This window comes from Pedobacter sp. 05T44 (genome assembly GCF_056395985.1).
In genome coordinates this window covers 71563-93400 of record NZ_JBFTKO010000001.1, presented here as the reverse complement: position 1 = coordinate 93400, position 21838 = coordinate 71563, and the positions used below count along the sequence as shown (strand labels likewise).

13 protein-coding genes are annotated in these 21838 nt (G+C 38.8%); 12 read left to right on the top strand and 1 reads right to left on the bottom strand.

Going from position 1 to position 21838, the window contains the following annotated elements; all coding sequences use genetic code 11:
- Window positions 1-3 precede the first annotated feature (3 nt).
- From AC1DDK_RS00355 to AC1DDK_RS00340, 4 genes are read left to right on the top strand one after another with little or no spacing between them, the layout of a single operon-like run.
- Window positions 4-2325, top strand: coding sequence for a PSD1 and planctomycete cytochrome C domain-containing protein (locus tag AC1DDK_RS00355; RefSeq protein WP_337715064.1), 2322 nt, complete (start codon window positions 4-6; stop codon window positions 2323-2325).
- Window positions 2326-2328: 3 nt separating this feature from the next.
- The gene (locus AC1DDK_RS00350; RefSeq protein ID WP_048904630.1) at window positions 2329-3780 is read left to right on the top strand and encodes a DUF1501 domain-containing protein; all 1452 of its coding nucleotides are present in this window, start codon (window positions 2329-2331) and stop codon (window positions 3778-3780) included.
- A 10-nt stretch (window positions 3781-3790) separates the two neighbouring features.
- On the top strand, window positions 3791-4816 hold the full coding sequence (locus AC1DDK_RS00345; RefSeq protein WP_337715062.1) for an NHL repeat-containing protein: 1026 nt from the start codon (window positions 3791-3793) through the stop codon (window positions 4814-4816).
- Window positions 4817-4822: 6 nt separating this feature from the next.
- Window positions 4823-6979 carry a chitobiase/beta-hexosaminidase C-terminal domain-containing protein gene (locus AC1DDK_RS00340; RefSeq protein WP_448633818.1) on the top strand — a complete coding sequence of 719 codons (2157 nt, stop codon included), beginning with the start codon at window positions 4823-4825 and terminating at the stop codon, window positions 6977-6979.
- Here the strand turns inward: AC1DDK_RS00340 and AC1DDK_RS00335 are convergent.
- On the bottom strand, window positions 6954-7751 hold the full coding sequence (locus AC1DDK_RS00335; protein ID WP_337715057.1) for a DUF4350 domain-containing protein: 798 nt from the start codon (window positions 7749-7751) through the stop codon (window positions 6954-6956). The two genes, AC1DDK_RS00340 and AC1DDK_RS00335, sit on opposite strands and share 26 nt — an antisense overlap.
- 295 nt (window positions 7752-8046) lie before the next feature.
- Between AC1DDK_RS00335 and AC1DDK_RS00330 the strand changes: the two genes are divergently transcribed.
- The 8 genes from AC1DDK_RS00330 to AC1DDK_RS00295 all read left to right on the top strand — a co-directional run bounded on the left by AC1DDK_RS00330 (window position 8047) and on the right by AC1DDK_RS00295 (window position 21835).
- Window positions 8047-10107 (top strand): glucosidase family protein, encoded by a 2061-nt coding sequence (locus AC1DDK_RS00330; RefSeq protein WP_477633738.1) that lies wholly within the window; start codon window positions 8047-8049, stop codon window positions 10105-10107.
- A 20-nt stretch (window positions 10108-10127) separates the two neighbouring features.
- Entirely contained in the window at window positions 10128-12293 is a 2166-nt protein-coding gene (locus AC1DDK_RS00325) for an alpha-galactosidase (RefSeq protein WP_172663697.1), read from the top strand.
- Window positions 12294-12414: 121 nt separating this feature from the next.
- The gene (locus AC1DDK_RS00320; RefSeq protein ID WP_172663696.1) at window positions 12415-15516 is read left to right on the top strand and encodes a SusC/RagA family TonB-linked outer membrane protein; all 3102 of its coding nucleotides are present in this window, start codon (window positions 12415-12417) and stop codon (window positions 15514-15516) included.
- Window positions 15517-15539: 23 nt separating this feature from the next.
- The gene (locus tag AC1DDK_RS00315) at window positions 15540-17246 is read left to right on the top strand and encodes a RagB/SusD family nutrient uptake outer membrane protein (RefSeq protein WP_172663695.1); all 1707 of its coding nucleotides are present in this window, start codon (window positions 15540-15542) and stop codon (window positions 17244-17246) included.
- Window positions 17247-17282: 36 nt separating this feature from the next.
- The gene (locus AC1DDK_RS00310; RefSeq protein WP_337715053.1) at window positions 17283-18863 is read left to right on the top strand and encodes a glycoside hydrolase family 28 protein; all 1581 of its coding nucleotides are present in this window, start codon (window positions 17283-17285) and stop codon (window positions 18861-18863) included.
- Between the two features lie 10 nt (window positions 18864-18873).
- Window positions 18874-20019: a glycoside hydrolase family 88/105 protein gene (locus tag AC1DDK_RS00305; protein ID WP_172663693.1), complete on the top strand. Its 1146-nt coding sequence runs from the start codon at window positions 18874-18876 to the stop codon at window positions 20017-20019.
- A gap of 68 nt (window positions 20020-20087) precedes the next feature.
- Entirely contained in the window at window positions 20088-21383 is a 1296-nt protein-coding gene (locus tag AC1DDK_RS00300) for a PQQ-dependent sugar dehydrogenase (protein ID WP_172663692.1), read from the top strand.
- 8 nt (window positions 21384-21391) lie between these two features.
- Window positions 21392-21835: a c-type cytochrome gene (locus AC1DDK_RS00295; protein ID WP_172663691.1), complete on the top strand. Its 444-nt coding sequence runs from the start codon at window positions 21392-21394 to the stop codon at window positions 21833-21835.
- Window positions 21836-21838 lie beyond the last annotated feature (3 nt).

Below are 21838 nucleotides of genomic sequence, written 5' to 3'. Positions count from 1 at the left end.
TGTATGTACCGTAGGCTTTTTTATTTACTGCTGACGTTTTTTGCTATTGTGTATATTATACAGGCATGTAACAGCTCATCTTCAAATCAGGTAGCCGAAGAACAGTTGCCTGATAGTATCAGTTACAATTTCAATGTCAGGCCAATTCTTTCTGATAAGTGCTTTATCTGTCACGGCCCCGATGCGAATAAACGACAAGCAGATTTAAGATTAGATATTGCTGAGGAAGCCTATAAGGCGTTAAAAGAAAATCCATCAGCGCATGCCCTTGTACCTTTTAAACCTAATGCATCTGAAGTGTTTTTAAGGATTTCCACAAAGGATACGGCATATATGATGCCTCCGAAGTCCTCAAATCTAAAATTGACTGCTAATGAGATTTCTATAATAGAGAAATGGATTAAGCAAGGAGCTAAATACGAAAAGCATTGGGCTTTTACTCCTCCTAAAGCTCCCCAAATGCCTAAGATTAAGGATGCTAAATGGGTGAAAAATGAGATAGATTATTTTGTGCTTGATAAACTGGAACATAAAGGAGTAGTACCTAACCCCGAAGCGGATAAGGAAAGGTTATTAAAGCGTGCTAGTCTTGACATTACCGGTTTGCCACCCTCTATTGAGATGATGGATAAATTTCTTGCTGATTCCAGTAGTAACGCATATGAGAAGGTTGTGGAGTCGCTACTATCAAGTCCAGCTTATGGGGAACGGATGGCATTGCACTGGTTAGATGTTGCCAGATATGCTGATTCTCACGGGTATCAGGATGATAATTACCGTAGTCAGTGGCCTTGGAGAGATTGGGTTATTCATGCTTTTAATGAAAATATGCCCTATAATCAATTTGTGACCTGGCAGCTTGCCGGAGATTTGATGCCAAATGCCTCGAAAGAACAGCTTTTGGCAACAGGTTTTAACAGGAATCATAAAATAACAGAAGAAGGTGGTGTAATTGATGAAGAATATAGGGTTGAGTATGTTACTGACCGCACCAATACTTTTGGGAAAGCCATTATAGGTGTTACGCTGGAATGTGCTCATTGTCATGATCATAAGTACGATCCATTTTCGCAAAAGGAATACTACCAGGTATTTGCTTTTTTTAACAATGTAAAAGAAGTAGGAATTGAGTCTGTTGTTGGCGGCCCGGAGACTTATGCAAAAAAACCGCTGATGGAAATTAGCAATGCTGATGTTAAAGAAATATTGAAGTTTGTAAATAAGCAGGATACGAATAAATTAATCGTATCAGTAATGGGTGATCAGGATACAGTTAGAAAAACCTATTTACTAAAAAGGGGTGTATATGATGCGCATGGTGAGGTGGTGGAAGCCGGAACGCCTAAATCATTACTTTCATTTAGTGATAAATACCCTAAAAACAGACTTGGGTTAACGCAATGGTTATTCGATAAGAAAAATCCGCTTACTTCAAGAGTATTTGTAAATCAGGTATGGCAAGAGTTTTTTGGACGAGGTATTGTTAAAACTTCGGGAGATTTTGGGATGCAGGGAGAGTTACCTTCGCACCCCGAATTACTCGACTGGCTTGCGGTTGATTTTATGAACCATGGGTGGAACATCAAACGCCTTGTTAAGCAAATAGCATTGTCTGCAACCTATAGACAATCTGCTGTAGTCTCTCCGGAAAAACTGAAGACCGATCCGGATAACATTCTTTTGGCAAGAGCGCCGCGTTATCGTATCCCTGCTGAACTTGTCAGAGATGTGGTGCTTTCCAGTAGTGGGTTGTTAGTGAATACAATAGGAGGGCCAAGTGTTAAGCCTTACCAGCCACCAGGCCTTTGGGAAGGAGCTACATCAGGTAGAGGTTTATTGGCTACATACAGACAAGATCATAACGAGAGTTTGTATCGGAGAGGTATGTATACTTTCATTAAAAGAACTGTTCCACCTCCTGTAATGGGAATTTTTGATGCCAGTAACAGAGACCAGTGTGAAGTTAAAAGATTAAAAACGAATACCCCGCTTCAGGCATTGGCGATGATGAATGACCCCACAGTATTAGAGGCTTCGCGTGTTTTGGCCGATAAGTTATTACAAGATAAAGGAACATCAGAAGCAAGGATCAGCAAGGCATTTAGAAGGATAGTTTGTAGAAAACCTAAGGATAAAGAAATAAAGCTGTTGGCCTCCTATTACGCCGATCAATTGAAGGTATTTAAACAAAAATCAAATGCGGAGAAAGTTTTGGCAGTAGGCGAGTACCCTCTCTCTCAGAAAACCAATAAAACTGAACTTGCCGCAATGATGGAAGTAATAGCAGCAATATATAATTTAGAAGAAACCATTACAAAATCCTGATTTATGGAAAAGAATATTTTGGAGCATGGACTTAATTTTAACAGACGTCGTTTCCTTTCAAAATTAAGTTTGGGTTTAGGGAGTGTTGCACTGGGATCGTTACTAATTCCGGATCTGTTTACCGGCAGTTTTGAAGAGGCAGGACTTCCTCCCGGTATTCCTGATTTTGCTCCTAAAGCTAAAAGAGTAATTTATCTGTTTCAGAACGGTGCTCCTTCACAATTGGAGTCTTTTGATTATAAGCCTAAGCTTAGAGAAATGATGGGGCAGGAGCTTCCGGCATCCATTAGAGCAGGTCAACGCCTTACAGGTATGACGGCTAATCAATCTTCTTTCCCTTTGGTAGGTTCATATTATGATTTTAAGCAATACGGTGAGTCGAGAGCATGGATTAGTGACTTGTTCCCTCATACTGCAAAGGTTGTCGATGATATTTGTATCATCAGATCTATGTTTACCGAAGCGATAAATCATGATCCGGCATTAACTTTTTTTCAAACCGGGGCGCAACAGGGAAACAGACCAAGTATGGGTGCATGGCTTAGTTATGGCTTAGGTAGCGAAAATAAAAATCTGCCAGCATTTACTGTATTGTTGTCGCGGGGTAAAGGTAATGGGCAGGGGGTATACTCAAAACTGTGGACTAATGGATTTCTGGATTCCACGCACCAGGGTGTTCAATTTAGCAGTGGCGAAGATCCGGTACTTTATTTAAAAGACCCGGAAGGATTGAACAGATTTGAGAGAAGAAAGATGCTCGATAAATTGGCTGAGCTGAATGAGATGTCGTACCAGGAATTTGGTGACCCGGAGATAAATGCCAAGGTACAACAATACGAAATGGCCTATCGAATGCAGACTGCTGTACCTGAAATCACCGATCTTTCTAAAGAACCAGACGATATTATAAAACTTTACGGACCTGATTGTTTGGTTCCGGGAACTTTTGCTGCGAATTGTTTGCTGGCACGTAAGCTAAGTGAAAACGGGGTGCGTTTTGTGCAATTGTATCATCAGGGATGGGATCAGCATGGCAATCTGCCAAATGAGATGGCAGGGCAAGCTAAAGACGTAGACCAGGCATCGGCAGCATTAATAACTGATTTGAAACAGAGAGGATTGCTTGATGAAACATTGGTGATATGGGGAGGTGAATTTGGCCGCACTAATTATAGTCAGGGCGCAATGACCAAGGATAACTATGGTCGCGATCATCATCCACGCTGTTTTAGCATTTGGATGGCTGGGGGTGGAATTAAGCCGGGTATAGTATATGGTGAATCTGACGAGTTTGGATACAACATTGTAAAAGATCCTGTTCATGTGAACGATTTTCATGCAACAGTTCTTCATCAGCTTGGGCTAAACCATGAAAAACTTACGTTTAAACATTTAGGCCGTCGCTACAGATTAACAGATGTAGCCGGCAAAGTAATTAATGACATTATAGTATAAAGAATATTTTATGAAAAGAAGAGAATTTTTAAAACATACAACCGCAGTTTCTGCCGGATTTTTTATTATGAAAGATACATTAGCAAAATCAAAAGAACCTGTGTATGGTCACAACAACATGCGCTATACGATGGATGCAAAGTGGGGGCAATTAAACCCTGCAAAGAATCCGGTAAATGATTGTCATGAAATGGTGCAGGATAAAAAAGGCCGGATTATTTTATTGACAAATGAGACCAAAAATAATGTACTGATCTATAATAAATCGGGCAAACTGTTAGATTCCTGGGGTCACGAATTTCCTGGGGCACATGGATTAACACTCACCAGAGAGGGCAGTAAAGAATTTCTTTTTATTACCGATACAAACAGACATCAGGTATATAAGACTACCTTGGATGGAAAAATACTGATGACACTTGATTGTCCGATGGAAACAGGGCTGTACAAAAAAAATGAAGAATATGTACCAACCGAAGTAGCAGTTGCAGACAATGGTGATTTCTTTATTGCAGATGGTTATGGATTGCAGTATGTTCTGCATTATAATGCTGAGGGTAAATTGTTGAGTTATTTTGGCGGAAAAGGTGCCGAAACCAAACATCTGGATAATGCGCATGGGGTTTGTATTGATAAAAGACAGGGTGAAGCATCATTGCTGGTTACAGATCGTACACGCAATTGCTTTAAACGCTTTGATATGGCAGGGAATTTAAAAGAGATAATTGTGCTTCCTGGTGCTTGTGTTTGCAGGCCGGTTATTAAAAATGATTATTTGTATGCTGCGGTGCTAAGATCACCGGATCTGAATAAGGAGAATAGTGGCTTTGTTACTATTTTGGATAAGGATAATAAGGTAGTGTCAAATATTGGTGGTTCAGCACCGACTTATACGGATGGTATATTGCAACCAATGTCGCAGGCAGAGAAGATTTTTCTGAATCCACATGATGTATGTGTAGATGACGACGACAACCTTTATGTAGCCCAGTGGGCATCGGGCAAAGTATATCCATATAAATTTACCCGTGCATAATTTTTTATGAGAATTACGCTTAAAGGTTTTACTGAAAATGCATTATTTGCGTTAAACATCTTTATTGTCTTTTTACTGGTATTTGGAGATAAGATTTCTGTGCCGTATTGGTTACAGCCATTAGGTAGGCTGCATCCTATGATTCTKCATTTTCCTATAGTACTTTTGCTGTTAGCGATGCTTCTGGAATTCTTTCGCTTTAAGGAGGCATACACCGGAGAAAAGTTATATCAGAATTTCACTACCGGGTTATTGTTAACCGGAGTTTTATTGTCTGCAGTAACTGTTGTTATGGGATTATTCCTGTCAAAAGAAGAAGGCTATAGCGGTGATACTTTGCAATGGCACAAGTGGACAGGAGTAAGCATTGTTTTTATTTCTTCAATTATATATTGGTCCAGAAACTCTTCCTGGTATAAAGCACCCGTAGCAAAAGCAGGTGCTGTTATTACCATTTTATGTTTAATTGTTACCGGCCATTATGGAGCTACATTAACTCATGGAGATAATTTTGTTCTGGCAGCCGTAATGCCAGAAAAAGAAAAGGTTCCAGTAGATAAGGCAGTCATATTTGATGATGTGATCATGCCCATATTTAATGAAAAGTGTTTGAGTTGCCATAATTTAGAAAAAGCAAAGGGCAGTTTAATCTTGGCAGATGCTAAATCTATGTTTAAGGGCGGAAAGAACGGTAAATTATTTGTGCCTGGGAAACCTGAAATAAGTTTGCTGCTGGAACGAATACATCTGCCTGCAGATGATAAAAAGCACATGCCCCCTAAGAGTAAATCTCAGTTAACGAGTGAGGAAATTGCCATTTTAGCTTTATGGATAAAGGGTAATGCTGATTTAAAGAAGAAAGTTTTAGATCTGCCAAAAAACGATTCTTTGAGAGTACTGTCCGCGTCATTGTTGGGGCCTGTAACATCTGTCGAAGAAAATTATGATTTTGGAGCAGCAGATGAGGCAACGGTGAAGAAGCTAAATAACAATTACAGAGTGATTTACGCGCTCGATAAAATATCGCCAGCCTTAGAAGTAAATGTTTATAATAGAAGTATTTATAAGCCTGAAGCTATAAAAGAACTGATGCCTGTTAAAAAGCAGATTGTATCCTTAAATTTGAATAATTTACCCATTAAAGATGAGGAATTAAAGACAATAGGGGCGTTTGAAAATCTGCGGAAGATAAATTTAAATTTTACGGATATTAAGGGCGATGGGCTTAAGTACTTAAAATCCTTAAATCATTTAAATGCATTATCCTTATCAGGAACAAAGGTTAATTTTAACTTTGTTAAGCAGCTTGTGAGTATGAAAAGCCTTAAAGAGCTGACCTTGTGGAACACTGGTTTAAATGAAGGCGAGATAGGCCAATTACAGAAAATGAATAAGGAGCTGGCTATAATAGGCGGTTTTAAAGATGATGGCAAGAGTCCGGTTAAATTAAATCAGCCCCGGTTGAGTACAGACATTTCTATTTTTAAAAATTCGTTGACCCTTCAGGTAAAACACCCTGTAAACGGAGTGCAAATCAGGTACACCACAGATGGTTCAGAACCTGATAGTCTTAAGTCACCTTTATATGATAAAGAAATTGTTATTAAGGAAACCACTACGCTAAAAGCAAAAGCATATAAAGCTGGTTGGTATAGCAGCGACGCAATAGTTTTTAACTTTTACCAAAGCAATTATAAGCCTGATAGTATTGCTTTTTTAATGCAGCCAAATGAAAAGTACAGGTCTGATGGAACAAAGATATTGGTCGACAATCAGCTGGGTGATTTTGATATTAATACAGGTAAATGGATTGGTTTTAGAGAAAATAACATGGAGACCATCATGTTTTTTAAGCAGGCTATTTCTTTAAAATCGGTAACACTAAATGTAATGAGACAAATCTCTGCATATATTTTACTTCCACAGGAGGTTGAGATTTGGGGTGGTGCAGATAAGAAAAGTCTTCGCTTATTAAAGGTAATAAAAAATCAAATGCCGCTTAAAGATGAAGGGAATGCACTTGTAAAGTTAGATGCAAAATTTGAACCACGAAGTGTCTCATGTTTAAAGATAGTGGGGAAAAACTTTAAGAAACTACCTCAGTGGCATCCAGGAAAGGGCGAGCCAGCATGGATATTTATTGATGAGGTATTCTTGAACTAAGCCATTTTACCAGTTCAACTGCACCATTGTAGTTTTCGTATGTTGAGGGAATGCGGGTTCCATCAACATATTCATTATAAATCCATGGGTCGCCAAGGGCAAAAACAGTACCCTTACCGTATTTTGCAGTAGCCATGATAACATCGTTCTGTTCTGTTACTAAAGCCTGGGCAGGTGGGTTCAATTGAAGAATTGAAAGTTCTTTTATGTAGAATTTTTTGGAGGCAGTAAACACCTCATTTCCGAACGGAATATTTACGGTTCCTGTTTCATAATTTTTTCCTTTCACCATGTTTCGGCTTTTATTGGAAAAGTTAATGCCGAAATTTTCTGCGAGGATATTTAACTGCGTAAGGTTAGTGTTGGCACTATCGTTGGCTAATAAGACCAGTACTCCTCCGGCTTTTACCCATTTGGTAATTGCTTTTATATGATCTTTGTTAATGTAATTTGGGTTAGGGTTTTCCTTAGTATTATCCGGATCTACAATGATATATACATCGTTGCCCTTTAAGGATTTAAGTGTTGGCCCGTTGTCAAGATTTTTGATCTGAAATCCATTCTTTTTAAAAATATCTCCAAGTATAGAATAGCCATTTAGTGTTTGGTCCTCCCAAGTGTAATGAAACCTGATTTCATTTCCATCTTTGTTCTTTTTTGTTTCATGATTGAAAAAATTATCAAGCGTAACTACCTTATCCCGTTGTGCATTTGAAATAGATACGGAGCTGAAAAGTATCATCAAACTAAAACCAAAATTCTTTAATCTCATTTTTATATTATTTGTTCTTGTTATATTTTATCCACGGTCCCTTTTCCGGTTTCCGGTGAACCTTTCATAAATTCCTGCCAATTTTCAGGCAAGTGTTCGCCAGCGAAGTGAATATGTGTATGCGGTGCACGGAAAGATAAACATTTTTCAAGATGAAAAACCCTGCGTACCTGAATATGCTAATACGGTTGATTACTTAGCTAATAGTGGCAATAGATTAGCTCTAAGTATTACTCAAATTGCACTTGCAATCAAGAATGAATAATTTACAATAGGATTAAGAAAATAAAGAACCATGAAGAGAAATCTTATTCATACCATGGTGCTCACAACTTGTATGGGTATCATTCAATCATTTAGTTATGCTCAACAGGGCGCGTTGCCTAAACAAGCAGATCGTTGGAGCATTGAGGACAATGGCAGTATAAGCTGGTCCATTAAAAATGAATTGCCGCATACTGATCATATTGAGATGGCGGGAGAAAAGGTAGCACTATGGGTTGAGTATGGTTTAGATAGCAACAGAAAATCGAAGATTAGCAGAACAGTTGTATTTCCAACTTTTAGAATGTTGCCTGATGGGACAAGAACACATATTTCTTATTCTTTTCAGGATAATGAACTGCCAAGGTTTTATATAAACAACAGGTTATTAGATTTTTCTATTGAGAAAAGTGGCAAATCTGGCACATTAGGTTATAGTATTAAAAAGATAAATCATAAAGGGATTATGAAGGTTTCTGCCGAAACAGGTATGCCTGTTTTAACGGAAATAGAAAGAGAGCTTTTTCCTTCTGTGGATAGGCCTATGGCTATTGAGAAATTTATTTTTACTAATAAATCAGATAAAGACCAAACCATTTCAATGGAATATTTAAGACGTGAAGTAAGAACAGATCCTTCTAAAAGTAAAGTACAATCTCATTCGGTAATAATGGGTACAATAGGAGAAGGCAGCCGCCTTTTGAAAGCTGGTAAATCAATAACCTTTGCCGTTTATTATCTCGCAACAGATACACCACAAAATATAGAGGCCATTAATCCTGATCTGGAAGAACAAAAAAGGGTAGAAAGGATCGCTGAGATTCAGGCGCCACTTAAACTAGAAACTCCTGATGATATACTTAATACAGCATTTGAGTTTGCTAAACTAAGAGCTACGGAAAGTATTTATAAAACAAAGGGCGGCTATATGCATGGACCGGGTGGTTTGGCTTATTATGCTGCAATATGGGCTAATGATCAGGCAGAATATGTTAACCCATTCTTTGCATTTTTGGGAGACAGGGTTGGCAATCAGTCCGCAATGAATTCTTATCGTTGGTTTGCAAAATATATGAATCCGGATTATAAGCCAATTCCAAGTTCTATTGTTGCTGAAGGGKATGCGGTATGGAAAGGCGCTGGAGATAGAGGGGACCAGGCAATGATAGCTTATGGCGCATCACGCTATGCTTTGGCGAATGGAAACATAGACTCAGCACGCGTATTGTGGCCCTTGATTGAATGGTGCCTGGAATTTAGCAGAAGAAAAATGAATAATGAGGGGGTGGTGAATTCTGATAAAGATGAACTTGAGGGGCGTTTTCCTGCCGGGAAAGCAAATCTGGCCACAAATACCTTATACTATGATGCGTTGCGATCTGCAACGCTACTAGGGAAGCTACTGAGCAAGCCGAAGACACAAATAGACGGGTATCGTAAACAGGCAGATGCATTGAAAATCAATATTGAAAAGTATTTTGGTGGGAATGTTGAAGGTTACGAGACCTATAAATATTACGAAGGGAATGATGTGCTACGTGCATGGATATGTTTGCCGCTTACCGTAGGAATATTTGATAGAAAAAAGGGAACGATCGATGCCCTGTTTTCTCCACGTTTGTGGACTGCTGATGGACTAGCCACACAGGCCGGTAAAGAAACCTTCTGGGATCGTTCTACACTTTACGCATTAAGAGGAGTTCTTGAAGCCGGAGACACTGAAAAAGCGATGGATTTTATAAAATATTATTCGAGAAGGAGGTTACTTGGCAATCATGTTCCATATCCCGTGGAGGCATATCCTGAAGGCAACCAACGCCATTTGTCTGCAGAAAGTGGTTTGTATTGTAGAATATTTACTGAAGGACTTTTTGGCATACGACCTATTGGATTTAATAGCTTTAATTGCGCACCAAGAATGCCAAAGGCATGGAACAAGTTTGCGTTGCGAAATATCCACTCTTTTGGAAATGTATTCGATCTGGAAATATCAAGAGCCGGAAAAGATAAACTGGCAATTGTGGTCAAGAAAGCCGGTAAGGTAAACAAATATCAAGTAAAAGTAGGTGCAACTCAATTGATCAAGTTATAATTATAAACTTTTAATCCGTCATGAATAAATCCATTCTGTTTTTTAGTATTCTGCTTGTCTCTTTTAGGTTAATATCTTTCGGACAATCCGAAAAACAGATTATTGTAGATACTAAAAATGCGTCGCTTGTTTTTACTGTTGGTAATAATAATAAACTTTATCAGAGTTATTTGGGTCAGAAGCTAAATAGTTCAGTTGATGAGGGTTTGCTAAGATCTACGCGCAGGGAAGCTTATATAGGAGCTGGAATGGGTGATTTGTTTGAGCCGGCTATAAGAATTGTCCATGCTGATGGAAACCCATCACTTGATTTAAAATACGTAACCGATAAAACAGAAAAGGATGATAATGTAACGGCTACCACAATTACGCTTAAAGATCCGCAATATGCTATTGAAGTAGTGCTTCATTTTACTGCTTATAAAAATGAAGACATCATTAAGCAATGGACAACTATAAAACACAATGAGAAGAAACCCATAACACTCACAAACTATGCTTCTTCAATGCTTCATTTTGATGCCTCTAAGTATTGGCTTAGCCAATTTGATGGGGATTATATGACCGAAATGAGAATGAAAGAAACACCGCTTACAACAGGTATCAAAATTCTGGATAGTAAACTGGGGACACGTGCTCAAATGTATCGTGCTCCGGCATTTTTTCTTTCATTGAATAAACTTGCAGACGAAAACAGCGGTGAATTGATTGCCGGGACATTGGCATGGTCGGGTAATTTTCAATGCTCTTTTGAAATAGATCAGCAGAATTCATTACGTATGGTTACCGGTATGAATCCTTACGCGTCAGAATATAAATTGTTGCCTGGTAAAACGTTCGAAACTCCTGCTTTTATATTTACCTATTCTAATAAAGGCAAGGGGACGGCCAGCAGAAATTTACATAGATGGGCAAGAAGGTATGGTGTGTTGGATGGAGACAAGCCGAAACTAACATTATTGAATAATTGGGAAGCTACTCACATGGATTTTAACCAGGATATTTTGGTTGAGTTATTTGATGGGGCAGATAAGTTAGGTGTGGATCTGTTTTTACTGGATGATGGGTGGTTTGGCAATAAATATCCGCGCGATGCTGATAAAACTGCATTAGGAGACTGGCAGGTAGATAAGAAAAAATTGCCTGGCGGTTTAGGCTTTCTTACAAAAGAAGCAACTGCAAAAGGGCTAAAGTTTGGAATTTGGATAGAACCGGAAATGGTGAGCCCGAAAAGTGAGTTGTATGAAAAACATCCTGACTGGATTTTGAAATTACCAAACAGAGAGGAAGCTTATTCCCGTAATCAATTGGTATTGGATCTGATTAACCCTAAAGTGCAGGATTTTGTATTCCATATGGTTGATGACCTGGTTTCAAAGAATCCTGGTATTGCTTTTATAAAATGGGATTGCAATAGAATGATGACAAATACATATTCGCCATATCTTAAAGAGAATCAGGGAAATTTATTTATTGATTATACCAAAAGTTTGTATGATATTTTAGAGCGGATAAGAAGAAAACATCCTCATTTGCCCATTATGCTTTGTGCAGGTGGAGGTGGTAGGGTTGATTATGGTGGATTAAAGTATTTTACAGAATTTTGGCCTAGCGATAATACTGATGGGCTGGAACGCATTTTTATTCAATGGGGTTATCTTAACTTTTTTCCATCTGTAGCGGTTTCAAGCCATGTAACTTCTATGGGTAAACAGTCGCTTAAGTTTCGTACGGATGTTGCAATGATGGGCAAACTTGGGTACGATATTCGGGTGAAAAATTTGACTGATGCAGAAATTATATTTAGCAATGAAGCGGTTAAAAATTATAAACGCATTAGCAATGTAATTTGGTTTGGAGATTTGTATCGACTGATTTCACCTTATGAGGAAAACAGAGCGGTTATGATGTATGTGAGTGAGGATAAAAATAAAGCAGTTTTGTTTAATTACCTCCTCAATTTCAGACGTAAAGAGTATATGGGAAGAGTTACTTTAGAAGGGCTTGATCCGTTAAAACAATATAAAATTAAGGAGATTAATCTGTTGCCAGATACAAAATCAACACATCCGGATAACGATAAAGTTTATAGTGGAGACTATCTGATGAAGGTTGGGTTAAATCTTTCTCCAGGGAAGATCACTCCATTAAGCAGTTCTGTTTTTGAAATTGTAGCAATGAACTAGCTTCCAGGGCTTATCTAAATGACAATCTGGTTGAAGAATATGCTAACGCAACAGACAAAAATGCGGGCAAATTTCTCTTCATTAGACTAATCAAATATTTAAACCTAAACAATCTTAAACCATGATTAGTAGAGCATTTTCTATTCAGTGGTGCCTTCTGGTGCTTCTGTTATGCTGCTGTAGTTTTGATGGCTTTTCCTCCTTCCAGCAATTTATTGTTAAAGGAAAAGTATCGGATGCCAGCGGCGGCTTACCTAGTGTAAGTGTTAAATTAAAAGGTACTTCAACAACCACCAGTACCGATGTAAATGGAAACTATTCCATCACAATTCCTAATGGCTCAGGAACCCTGGTATTTTCTTCCGTGGGTTTTGCAGTTCAGGAAATACCTGTTGCTGATCGGTCAACAATTAATGTAACTCTTGTAACCGAAGATAAAACATTAAGCGAAATTGTTGTGGTAGGTTATGGAACACAAAAGAAATCGGATATAACAGGATCCATTGTTTCTATTAATGAAAAGTCATTAAGAGAGGTGCCTGTTGCCAATTTATCTCAAGCGCTGCAAGGCAGGGGTTCCGGTATAGATATCCAGAAGGGAAGTGGTAATAGTAAACCTGGAACTGCACCTGTTATCAGGATAAGAGGTGCCAGGTCAATCGGAGCTGATAATGACCCGCTTTTTGTAGTTGATGGTATACCTTATAATGGAAATATTAATGATATAAATCCAGACGACGTAGTGTCTGTAGAAGTGTTGAAAGATGCATCATCTACCGCTATTTATGGGTCAAGAGGAGCTAACGGAGTAATTCTGGTAACTACCAAAAGAGGAAAAGAAGGGGCGCCAGTAGTAACTTACAGTGGTTACGCCGGAGTAACTAAGAATTTGGGCAAGATTGACGTGATGGATGGTAAGCAGTTTGAAATGCTAAAAAGATGGGCTGTAGTTAACGGTAATTTCGACAAGAATAACAAGCCTATTTTTACCGGAATTGATGATCCAAAAATATTAACTAGTGGTATTTTCTCTGCAGAGGAACTAGACGGCATTGCAAGTGGACGAAGCACTGATTGGCAGGACCTGATATATAAAAATGGAATAAAGACCAATCATCAGGTAGGTGTTTCAGGTGGGACAGAAAAAACGCAGTATTCCGTTTCGGGGGGATATTTTAATGAAACGGGCATTTATCCCGGACAAGCTTATGAACGATATAGTGTGAAATTGAGCGTTGATCAGCAGTTGGGTAAATATTTTAAGGTAGGATTAAACTCCTTAAATTCATTTAATACCACCAAGGGAGAAGGAGCGAATCCAATGGGACAGGTTCTGCGGGCAAGCCCATTGGCTACGCCATATGATGCCGATGGTAAGTTATATGGATTTGTGCCGGGCAGTGCCAATCAGGTATGGAATCCACTTGGAGACTTTGTTGAAGGAGCCAAAGTAGAAAACAGAAAAAGATATGGAACTTTTACAACACTTTATTTAGAAGCAGCAATAGCTGATGGTTTGAAGTACAGGTTTAATGCAGGCGCTGAGGTGAAATCTGATGTTTACGGTAACTTCTTTGCCAGTGCTACTTCTGATAATTTGGGCGGATTGTCTAAGTCAAATAATAAAACAGGCTTCCGTTCTAATTATACCTTAGAGAATATTTTAACTTACGATAAGGTGATTGCTGAAGATCATAAGTTGAATTTTACCGGATTGTTTAGTTATCAGCAATCACAGAATCAATCAAATTCATTTAGTAATAATGACCTTCTGGCCGATAACCTTTGGTATTACAACCCGGCTTTGGGCTCGAATCTGGTTGGTAGCGGTAGTTACTCCAAATGGTCAATCATTTCTTATATGGGAAGGATTAACTATGGATTTAAAGATAAATACTTATTAACCTTAACTATGCGCTCGGATGGTTCATCGAGACTTGCTCCCGGAGGTAAATATAAAGTGTTTCCATCTGCTGCTGCGGGATGGAATATCATTCAGGAAAATTTCATGAAGGACTCAAAGGTATTTACAAATTTAAAACTGAGAGCTAGTTACGGTGTTGTTGGAAATACATCCATAGATCCTTATGAAACCCTGGGTAGTTTATCTGGAGCAGTTTATAATTTTGGTGATAAGACTACAACTGGCTTATACCTTTCTAACGTTCCTAATCCAAATTTAACGTGGGAAAATACCGCTACTGCTAACATCGGTTTAGATTTTGGTATTTTAAACAATCGGATTACAGGATCAATTGAGGCTTATAAAGTTTATACCGATAAATTGTTGCTGCCTCAGGATCTTCCATTTACTTCCGGAATACCAAATGCGATAGTAACCAATGTAGGGAAATCCGAGAACAAAGGCTTTGAATTTCAGGTGAGCACTGTGAATTTTAACGGTGATGGTAAAGATAAATTTAGCTGGAGCACAGATTTTAATGTTTTTGTTAATAGAGGGAAAATTACCCAGTTACAAGACGGCGTAATTAATGATATAGCTAATGGACGTTTTGTAGGGCAGCCAATTGGTGTAATTTATGATGATAAAAGAGTTGGAATATGGCAAAATACACCGGCTGATAGTGCATTAGCATTGGCTTACGGATTAACTGTCAAACAAGGTTCGAGTTCTGTAATAGGTAATATTAGAATTGCAGATGTGAACGGTGATGGGAAAATCAATGCTGATGATAAGACGTTTATTGGGTCTAGTGAGCCCGACTGGTCTGGGGGTATTACAAACAGATTTGCGTATAAAAACTTAGATTTTACGGTAGTGGCTTTTGGAAGATTTGGAAGTACCATTATTAGCAGTGTTCATAATAGTGGGTTTGCCAATACTTTTCAAGGAAATTATAACAACCTGGATGTTAATTATTGGACACCAACCAACCATGAAAATTTCTGGCCCAAGCCTAATGCTGCCGCAACAAACACACCTAATAGAGGAGTATTAGGGTACTTTGATGGTACGTTTGTTAAGATCAGAAGCATGACGCTTGGATATAATCTGCCTACAGCTCTTGCTGCTAAAATTGGAGGTAAAACTTTGAGGGTTTACGCTTCTGCCAATGATGCTTTTATTCTTTTTTCAAAGTACAGGAATGTTTATAAAGGCATAGATCCGGAGGCTCTTAATGGAGGAAATAATAAGGGGTCAGTTGGTGTTGATACACCTGCAACTTATTCAATTGTGTTTGGTTTAAACATGACCTTATAATTTTTACAATAAATTATATACTAATGAAAAATATATACATAATATTGGCTTGTTTCTGCCTGGCAGTTACAGGCGGATGTAAAAAAGCTTTAATAGAAGAGCCACATTCAACACTAACGCCAGATTTTTTCTCTACGGCCCAGGGTTTTCAGAAGGGACTTGATGCGGCTTATGCAGGTACCCGCTCTTTCTGGGGGAACCAAAACCTATTCACTATGACGGTGATTGGTACGGATGAGTTTTACACAGGTAAAGATGGAAACAACAACATCAATAAATACAATAGTAATTACAATACTGAAAATGGAACTGTCTCCGCAATTTGGAAAGACTGTTATGTTAATATTAATACCTGTAATGGTGTAATTGATAATGCAGTTAAGGTTACTGGGGTTGCAGATGATCTTAAAAATAGAATTGTGGCAGAAGCTAAGTTTTTACGGGCAAATTACTATTTTATCCTTGTGCAATTTTGGGGTGATGTTACTTTGAATAAAAATTTCCAAAGTACACCTACAACTTCTGCATCCCGTCAGCCTTTAGCTGAGGTATACGATTTTATTGTTCAGGATCTTAAAGATGTACTTGCAGAGCCAACTTTATTTGCCGGTCCTAAGTCAAGCGGGGCTTTGCCAGGACAGGCTAATAAAGCTGCTGCTATGCACTTATTGGCTAAAGTATATTTAACCAGAGCTGGCTCATCTGCTAAAAAAGCAGATGATTATACAAATGCTTATACCTCTGCAATGCAGGTAATCAATACAAGTGGGGCCACATTGCTCCCTGATTTTGCTAGTGTTTATGCAGAAGGAAATGAGAATAGTAATGAAGTATTGTGGACAGTACAGCATACCTCAAATTTGGCATATAATGGGCCGAATAATAGTGGTGGGGCAGATAACGTACTAAACCATATGTGGGTACCACAATATGAGCTTCGTCCGGGAATGAAACGCGATGTGTTTTATGGAAGGCCCTATATTCGTTGTGTTCCTACAGCATGGTTAACAAATGAAGCTTTTGCAGAGCGCGTAAATGACACCCGATATGCAAAAACTTTTCAAACCGTTTGGCTGTGTAATAATGCCGCGTCCATTCCCAAGTGGGAAAATCCGCTTCCGCCAGGAGCACCTGCAAATGCTGTAGTAGGGCAACCTAAGTTTGCCTTAGGCGATACTGCGATATTTATGCCTGGGTATGATGTTAGTGATGCTAAAATAGCAGCATCCAGATATTTACTGATACCTCCACGTAAGTATGATAATACTTTATCGCCTTATATGAAAAAATATAATGACACTAAACGCGCAGATTTAAACTATCCCTCGATTAGACCTGTTATTGTATATCGCTTAGCCGAAACCCATTTGATTGCAGCAGAAGCAGCATTTATGGGCGGTGCAGCGGCTTCAGAAGCGGTTAATCATATCAATATTATCAGAAGGCGGGCTGCGTTCCCAAATCCAAATCCTTCTGTAATGGATGTTGCTTCAATTCCTTCACTTGATTTTATTTTAGATGAGCGTTCGAGGGAATTATGTGGAGAGAATGTTAGGTGGTGGGATCTTGTAAGAACCGGTAAATTAATTGATAGGGTGAAAACTAAAAATTATAATCCGGAAGCAGGAGCAAATATTATGGATTTCCATGTGCTTAGACCTATTCCTCAGGATCAGATTGATGCTACAACTACAGGCCCGAAATACCCGCAAAACCCGGGATGGTTTTAGCAGATTATACTTAATAGCTATATTTAATTAGAGATAATGATTAGAATGATTAAAGTGAAATTATTGGTTAGTTTATGTGTGTTGGCGGCTTTTACAAGTTTTGTAAGGGCTGCCGACTTTAACATCATCAAATATGGTGCTGTTGGAGATGGGGTAACCTTAAATACCAATGCTATTCAACGAGCAATTGATGAATGCTATAAATCGGGTGGTGGAAGTGTAATCTTTCCTGAAGGCAAATTCTTATCAGGAACTATCGTTATTAAGGATAATGTAACAATCAGTTTTCAAAAGAACGCTGTTTTGCTAGGGAGTATAGATCTTAAAGATTATAAAAATATTGACCCTTTTACTGAGGGACTGGGTATTGATGTTGGATGGGCTTTACTTGTAGCTGTTGATGCCAAAAACATTGGAGTTACAGGTGAAGGGACAATTGATGGTCAGGGGTCTGCGATTAAAGCAAAACACATACTTACTGATACCCGGCCCGAAGGACAACGATGGGGGATGAGGCCTTTTCTTTTACGAATTGTACGTTGTACTGGCGTAAATGTTAAAGGCGTAACTTTAAAATATGCAGGGGCATGGACTTCTCACTACTTTCAGAGCAGACAGATAAATATTGAAAATGTAAAGATCCAAAGTGTGGGTGTTGCCCATAATGATGGTATCGGTATTGATGGCTGTCAGGATGTTGTAATTAAAGATTGTGATGTAGTAAGTGGAGATGATGCACTGGTGTTTAAAACCACATCAAGTAAAATGGCCTGTAAGAATATTGTGGTGACAGGTTTAAGACTTAAAAGCAATCAGGCGGGAATTAAAATGGGAACCGAATCCATGGCAGCTTTCGAGAATATTAAAATTTCAAATTGTCATATCTATGAAACTAGAAATGGAGGCATTAAGCTGCTTACCGTTGATGGTGCGCATTTACGAAATATTGAAATATCAGATATAACCATGGAAGAAGTTAGGACCCCAATGTTATTTCGTCTTGGATCGCGATTAAGTGTGTTCCGCAAAGATGCTGATACAAAACAGCAAACAGGTACTTTTGAAAATGTTGTAATTAAAAATGTTAAAGTCAAAGCATCTGCCGATGCGCAATTAATGCCTCCAACAGGTATTTTGATCACAGGCATTCCCGGACATTACATCACTGGTTTAACGCTTGAGAATATAGAAATTAGTTTGGCCGGAGGCGGAACTGCAGCTCATGGCAGGCAAGCAGTACCCGAAGCAATTGATCAATATCCCGAAGTTAAAACATTTGGTCCGCGGGTTCCCGCATACGGTATTTGGGCAAGGCATGTTAAGGGATTGAAGCTTATTAATGTTAAGTTTAATCTTTCTGGAAATGACCTGAGACCAGCCTTAGTTTGTGAGGATGGAAGTGATTTGGAGGTTAACAATTGGAATCTTCCGGATACTAAAGGAGGAGAGTCGATTATCCGCTTGGAAAATGTAAAAACAGCACTGGTAAAAAATGTTACTGTTAAAGGGAGAGCAAAAGCACTTGTTCGTGTTGAAGGAACAGCAAGCACTAATGTAAAAGTGATTGGAAATAAATCGTCAGGAATATCAAAAGAATTAGAAATCATCAAAAAATAAATAGACTAACATGAATCAAAACCAAATTCTAAGCATAGCAGCTTTTATGTCCTGTTTTATGATTGTCGGACAGCCTAACGTAAAGGCACAATCAAAAGAAGCTAATTTAAAGAATTGGCCAAAAGGAACATCACCAAAGGAAATTGGAACAAGGGTAGCAAATCATTTCATAGTAACGCCGCATACGAATTTTAATAGACCAGGACCTCCAAAGGTGATTACTTATCCGGAAACCTGTGCCTGGTATGGTGCTTTGACTTTTGCAAAACAAAGTGGAAATAAAGAGATGCTTAAAAAGCTGGCGGATAGGTTCGAACCCCTTTTTGGCGAAGAAGCCAAAATGATTCCTGTACCTGATCATGTAGATTATACTGTATTTGGATCTGTTCCATTAGAGCTTTACATACAAACAAAAGATAAAAAATATCTCGATCTCGGGTTGTCAATTGCTGATAAACAATGGGCACCGCCAGAAGGCCCAAGAGTAAAACCCGAATCGCATGAGTTTTACAACCAGGGCTATACCTGGCAAACACGTTTATGGATAGATGATATGTATATGATCACCGCTGTTCAAGCCCAAGCGTATAGAGCCACTGGAGACGTAAAGTATATAGATAGGGCGGCTAAAGAGATGGTTTTTTATTTAGATAAGCTTCAGGAGCCTAATGGCTTGTTTTATCACGCGCCCGATGTTCCTTTTTTTTGGGGTAGAGGAGATGGCTGGATGGCTGTGGGTATGGCTGAATTGCTTAGGTCTATACCTAAAAACAATCCAAATTATGAACGCATTATGAAAGGCTATAAAAACATGATGGCTTCGTTGCTTAAATATCAGGCCGACAATGGAATGTGGCGTCAGTTAATCGATGACCCCGAGGCATGGGAAGAAACTTCATCAACGGCTATGTTTACTTTTGCAATGATTACAGGTGTGAAAAATGGCTGGCTGGATAAGGAAGTTTATGGGAAAGCTGCCCGTAAGGGCTGGCTTGGCTTAGTCACTTACATCAATGAGAATGATGAGGTAAGAGAAGTTTGTGAGGGTACAAATAAAAAGAACGACCGCCAGTATTATTTAGATCGCAAACGTAATATAGGCGACCTACATGGGCAAGCGCCAATACTGTGGTGTGCAACTGCATTATTACGCTAATTTAGATGAAAAATGCAGCGGAAAACGATAACTTTAAATAGCGAAAAGTTCTTCAAATAAATTACCAGATGAAAAAATCAGTATTAATTCCGGTTTTGTTAAGTGCAATGGTTTTTATTGCATTATATTCTTTCAAAGATATTTCAAATAGTCATTTAAAGGGCAACGGGCCAATACCTGATGCCGATAACGCAGGATTGAAGTTGCCAGAAGGTTTTGGCGCGTTAAAAGTGGCAGAGCTAGGGGCAAAAGCCAGACATCTGGTTGTTACCCCGCAAGGAGACATCTATGTTAAACTCGCCAGATCCAAAGAAGAAAAGGGGATTATTGTACTTCATGAGAGCAGCGATGGTAAGGCTCAGGTTACAGGTGGCTTTGGCAACTATGGAGGTACCGGAATTTACTTGAAAGATGGATACTTATATGCATCATCAAATCAGGAAGTATTTAGGTACAAGCTCGATGCACAAAATAAAGTAATTGACCCGAATAAACCCGAAAAGATCATTACAGGTTTAAAGGCCGGACGCCAGCATGAAACCAAATCACTTGTTTTAGATAATAATGGAAATGTTTATGTAAATATTGGCGTAAATTCAAATTCTTGTCAGGAACAAGATCGGGGGTTACGTTCTCCGGGAATAGAAGGGTGCCCATTGTTAGATTCTATGGCCGGAATATGGCAGTTTAAAGCAAAAGAACTCAATCAAAGCTACGGTCAGGGTGTTCGTTTTGCTACCGGACTAAGAAATGTTGTTGGATTAGATTGGAATCAGCAAAATAACCAGCTTTTTGTTATGCAGCATGGCAGAGATAACCTGAATAGTTCCTGGCCAGAGCTTTATAATGAAAAGGAATCCGCTGAAGTTCCTGCAGAATGTTTATATGCTTTAAAGCAAGGTGATAATGCAGGCTGGCCATTTATGTACTATGATCAGATCCAACATAAAAAAATAGTAGCTCCGGAATACGGCGGTGATAAAAAGAAAGAGGCTGATTCAAAATTCATAGACCCCGCAGTTGCCTTTCCAGGACATATGGCACCAAATGGTTTGCTATTCTATACCGGAAATATGTTCCCGGAAAAATATAAAAACGGTGCTTTTATCGCTTTTCACGGATCCTGGAATCGTGCTCCTGAACCTCAAAAAGGATATTTTGTAGTATTTCAACCATTTAAGGATGGGAAGCCTTCTGGCGATTGGGAAGTTTTTGCAGATAATTTTGCTGGTACACCTGAAAAAGCCGCTGCCGGAAGGGCAGACCATCGCCCTTGTGGATTGGCCCAGGGATCTGATGGTTCCCTTTATGTAACGGATGATGTTAAAGGAGCAATTTATCGTATCGTCTATAATAAAAAATAAAAAGTTTGATGAAGCAGGTTTTAACGATCATTTTGATCTTAACAATAGGKGGTATAAAATTAAATGCCCAAACAAAAGGGAAAACCAAAAAGACAGTCCAAACTGACGTTGTTTCTGCATCAGTTTTGGCTAACGGACAAAAAGTATACAATCAATATTGTTTAAGTTGCCATATGGCAGATGGAGGTGGGGTTCAGAATATGAATCCTCCATTAATAAAAACAACTTATGTTCTTGGCGATAAAACCCGGTTAATTAAGATAGCTCTTAATGGTTTGGCAGAAGAAATTGAAATAGACGGGGAAGTTTATACCAATGTAATGCCTTCGCATGGCTTTTTAAAAGATCAGGAAATAGCTGATGTGTTAACCTTTGTAAGGAACAGTTTTGGGAATAAGGCTAGTGCCATCAAAGCCTCAGAAGTGAAGGCTATCAGGGCAGAGAAAAAATAAAAA

Coding starts and splice junctions, on each gene's coding strand:
- AC1DDK_RS00355 (WP_337715064.1), top strand. CDS start 4: ATGTACCGTAGGCTTTTTTATTTACTGCTGACGTTTTTTGCTATTGTG.
- AC1DDK_RS00350 (WP_048904630.1), top strand. CDS start 2,329: ATGGAAAAGAATATTTTGGAGCATGGACTTAATTTTAACAGACGTCGT.
- AC1DDK_RS00345 (WP_337715062.1), top strand. CDS start 3,791: ATGAAAAGAAGAGAATTTTTAAAACATACAACCGCAGTTTCTGCCGGA.
- AC1DDK_RS00335 (WP_337715057.1), bottom strand. CDS start 7,751: ATGAGATTAAAGAATTTTGGTTTTAGTTTGATGATACTTTTCAGCTCC.
- AC1DDK_RS00325 (WP_172663697.1), top strand. CDS start 10,128: ATGAATAAATCCATTCTGTTTTTTAGTATTCTGCTTGTCTCTTTTAGG.
- AC1DDK_RS00320 (WP_172663696.1), top strand. CDS start 12,415: ATGATTAGTAGAGCATTTTCTATTCAGTGGTGCCTTCTGGTGCTTCTG.
- AC1DDK_RS00315 (WP_172663695.1), top strand. CDS start 15,540: ATGAAAAATATATACATAATATTGGCTTGTTTCTGCCTGGCAGTTACA.
- AC1DDK_RS00310 (WP_337715053.1), top strand. CDS start 17,283: ATGATTAGAATGATTAAAGTGAAATTATTGGTTAGTTTATGTGTGTTG.
- AC1DDK_RS00305 (WP_172663693.1), top strand. CDS start 18,874: ATGAATCAAAACCAAATTCTAAGCATAGCAGCTTTTATGTCCTGTTTT.
- AC1DDK_RS00300 (WP_172663692.1), top strand. CDS start 20,088: ATGAAAAAATCAGTATTAATTCCGGTTTTGTTAAGTGCAATGGTTTTT.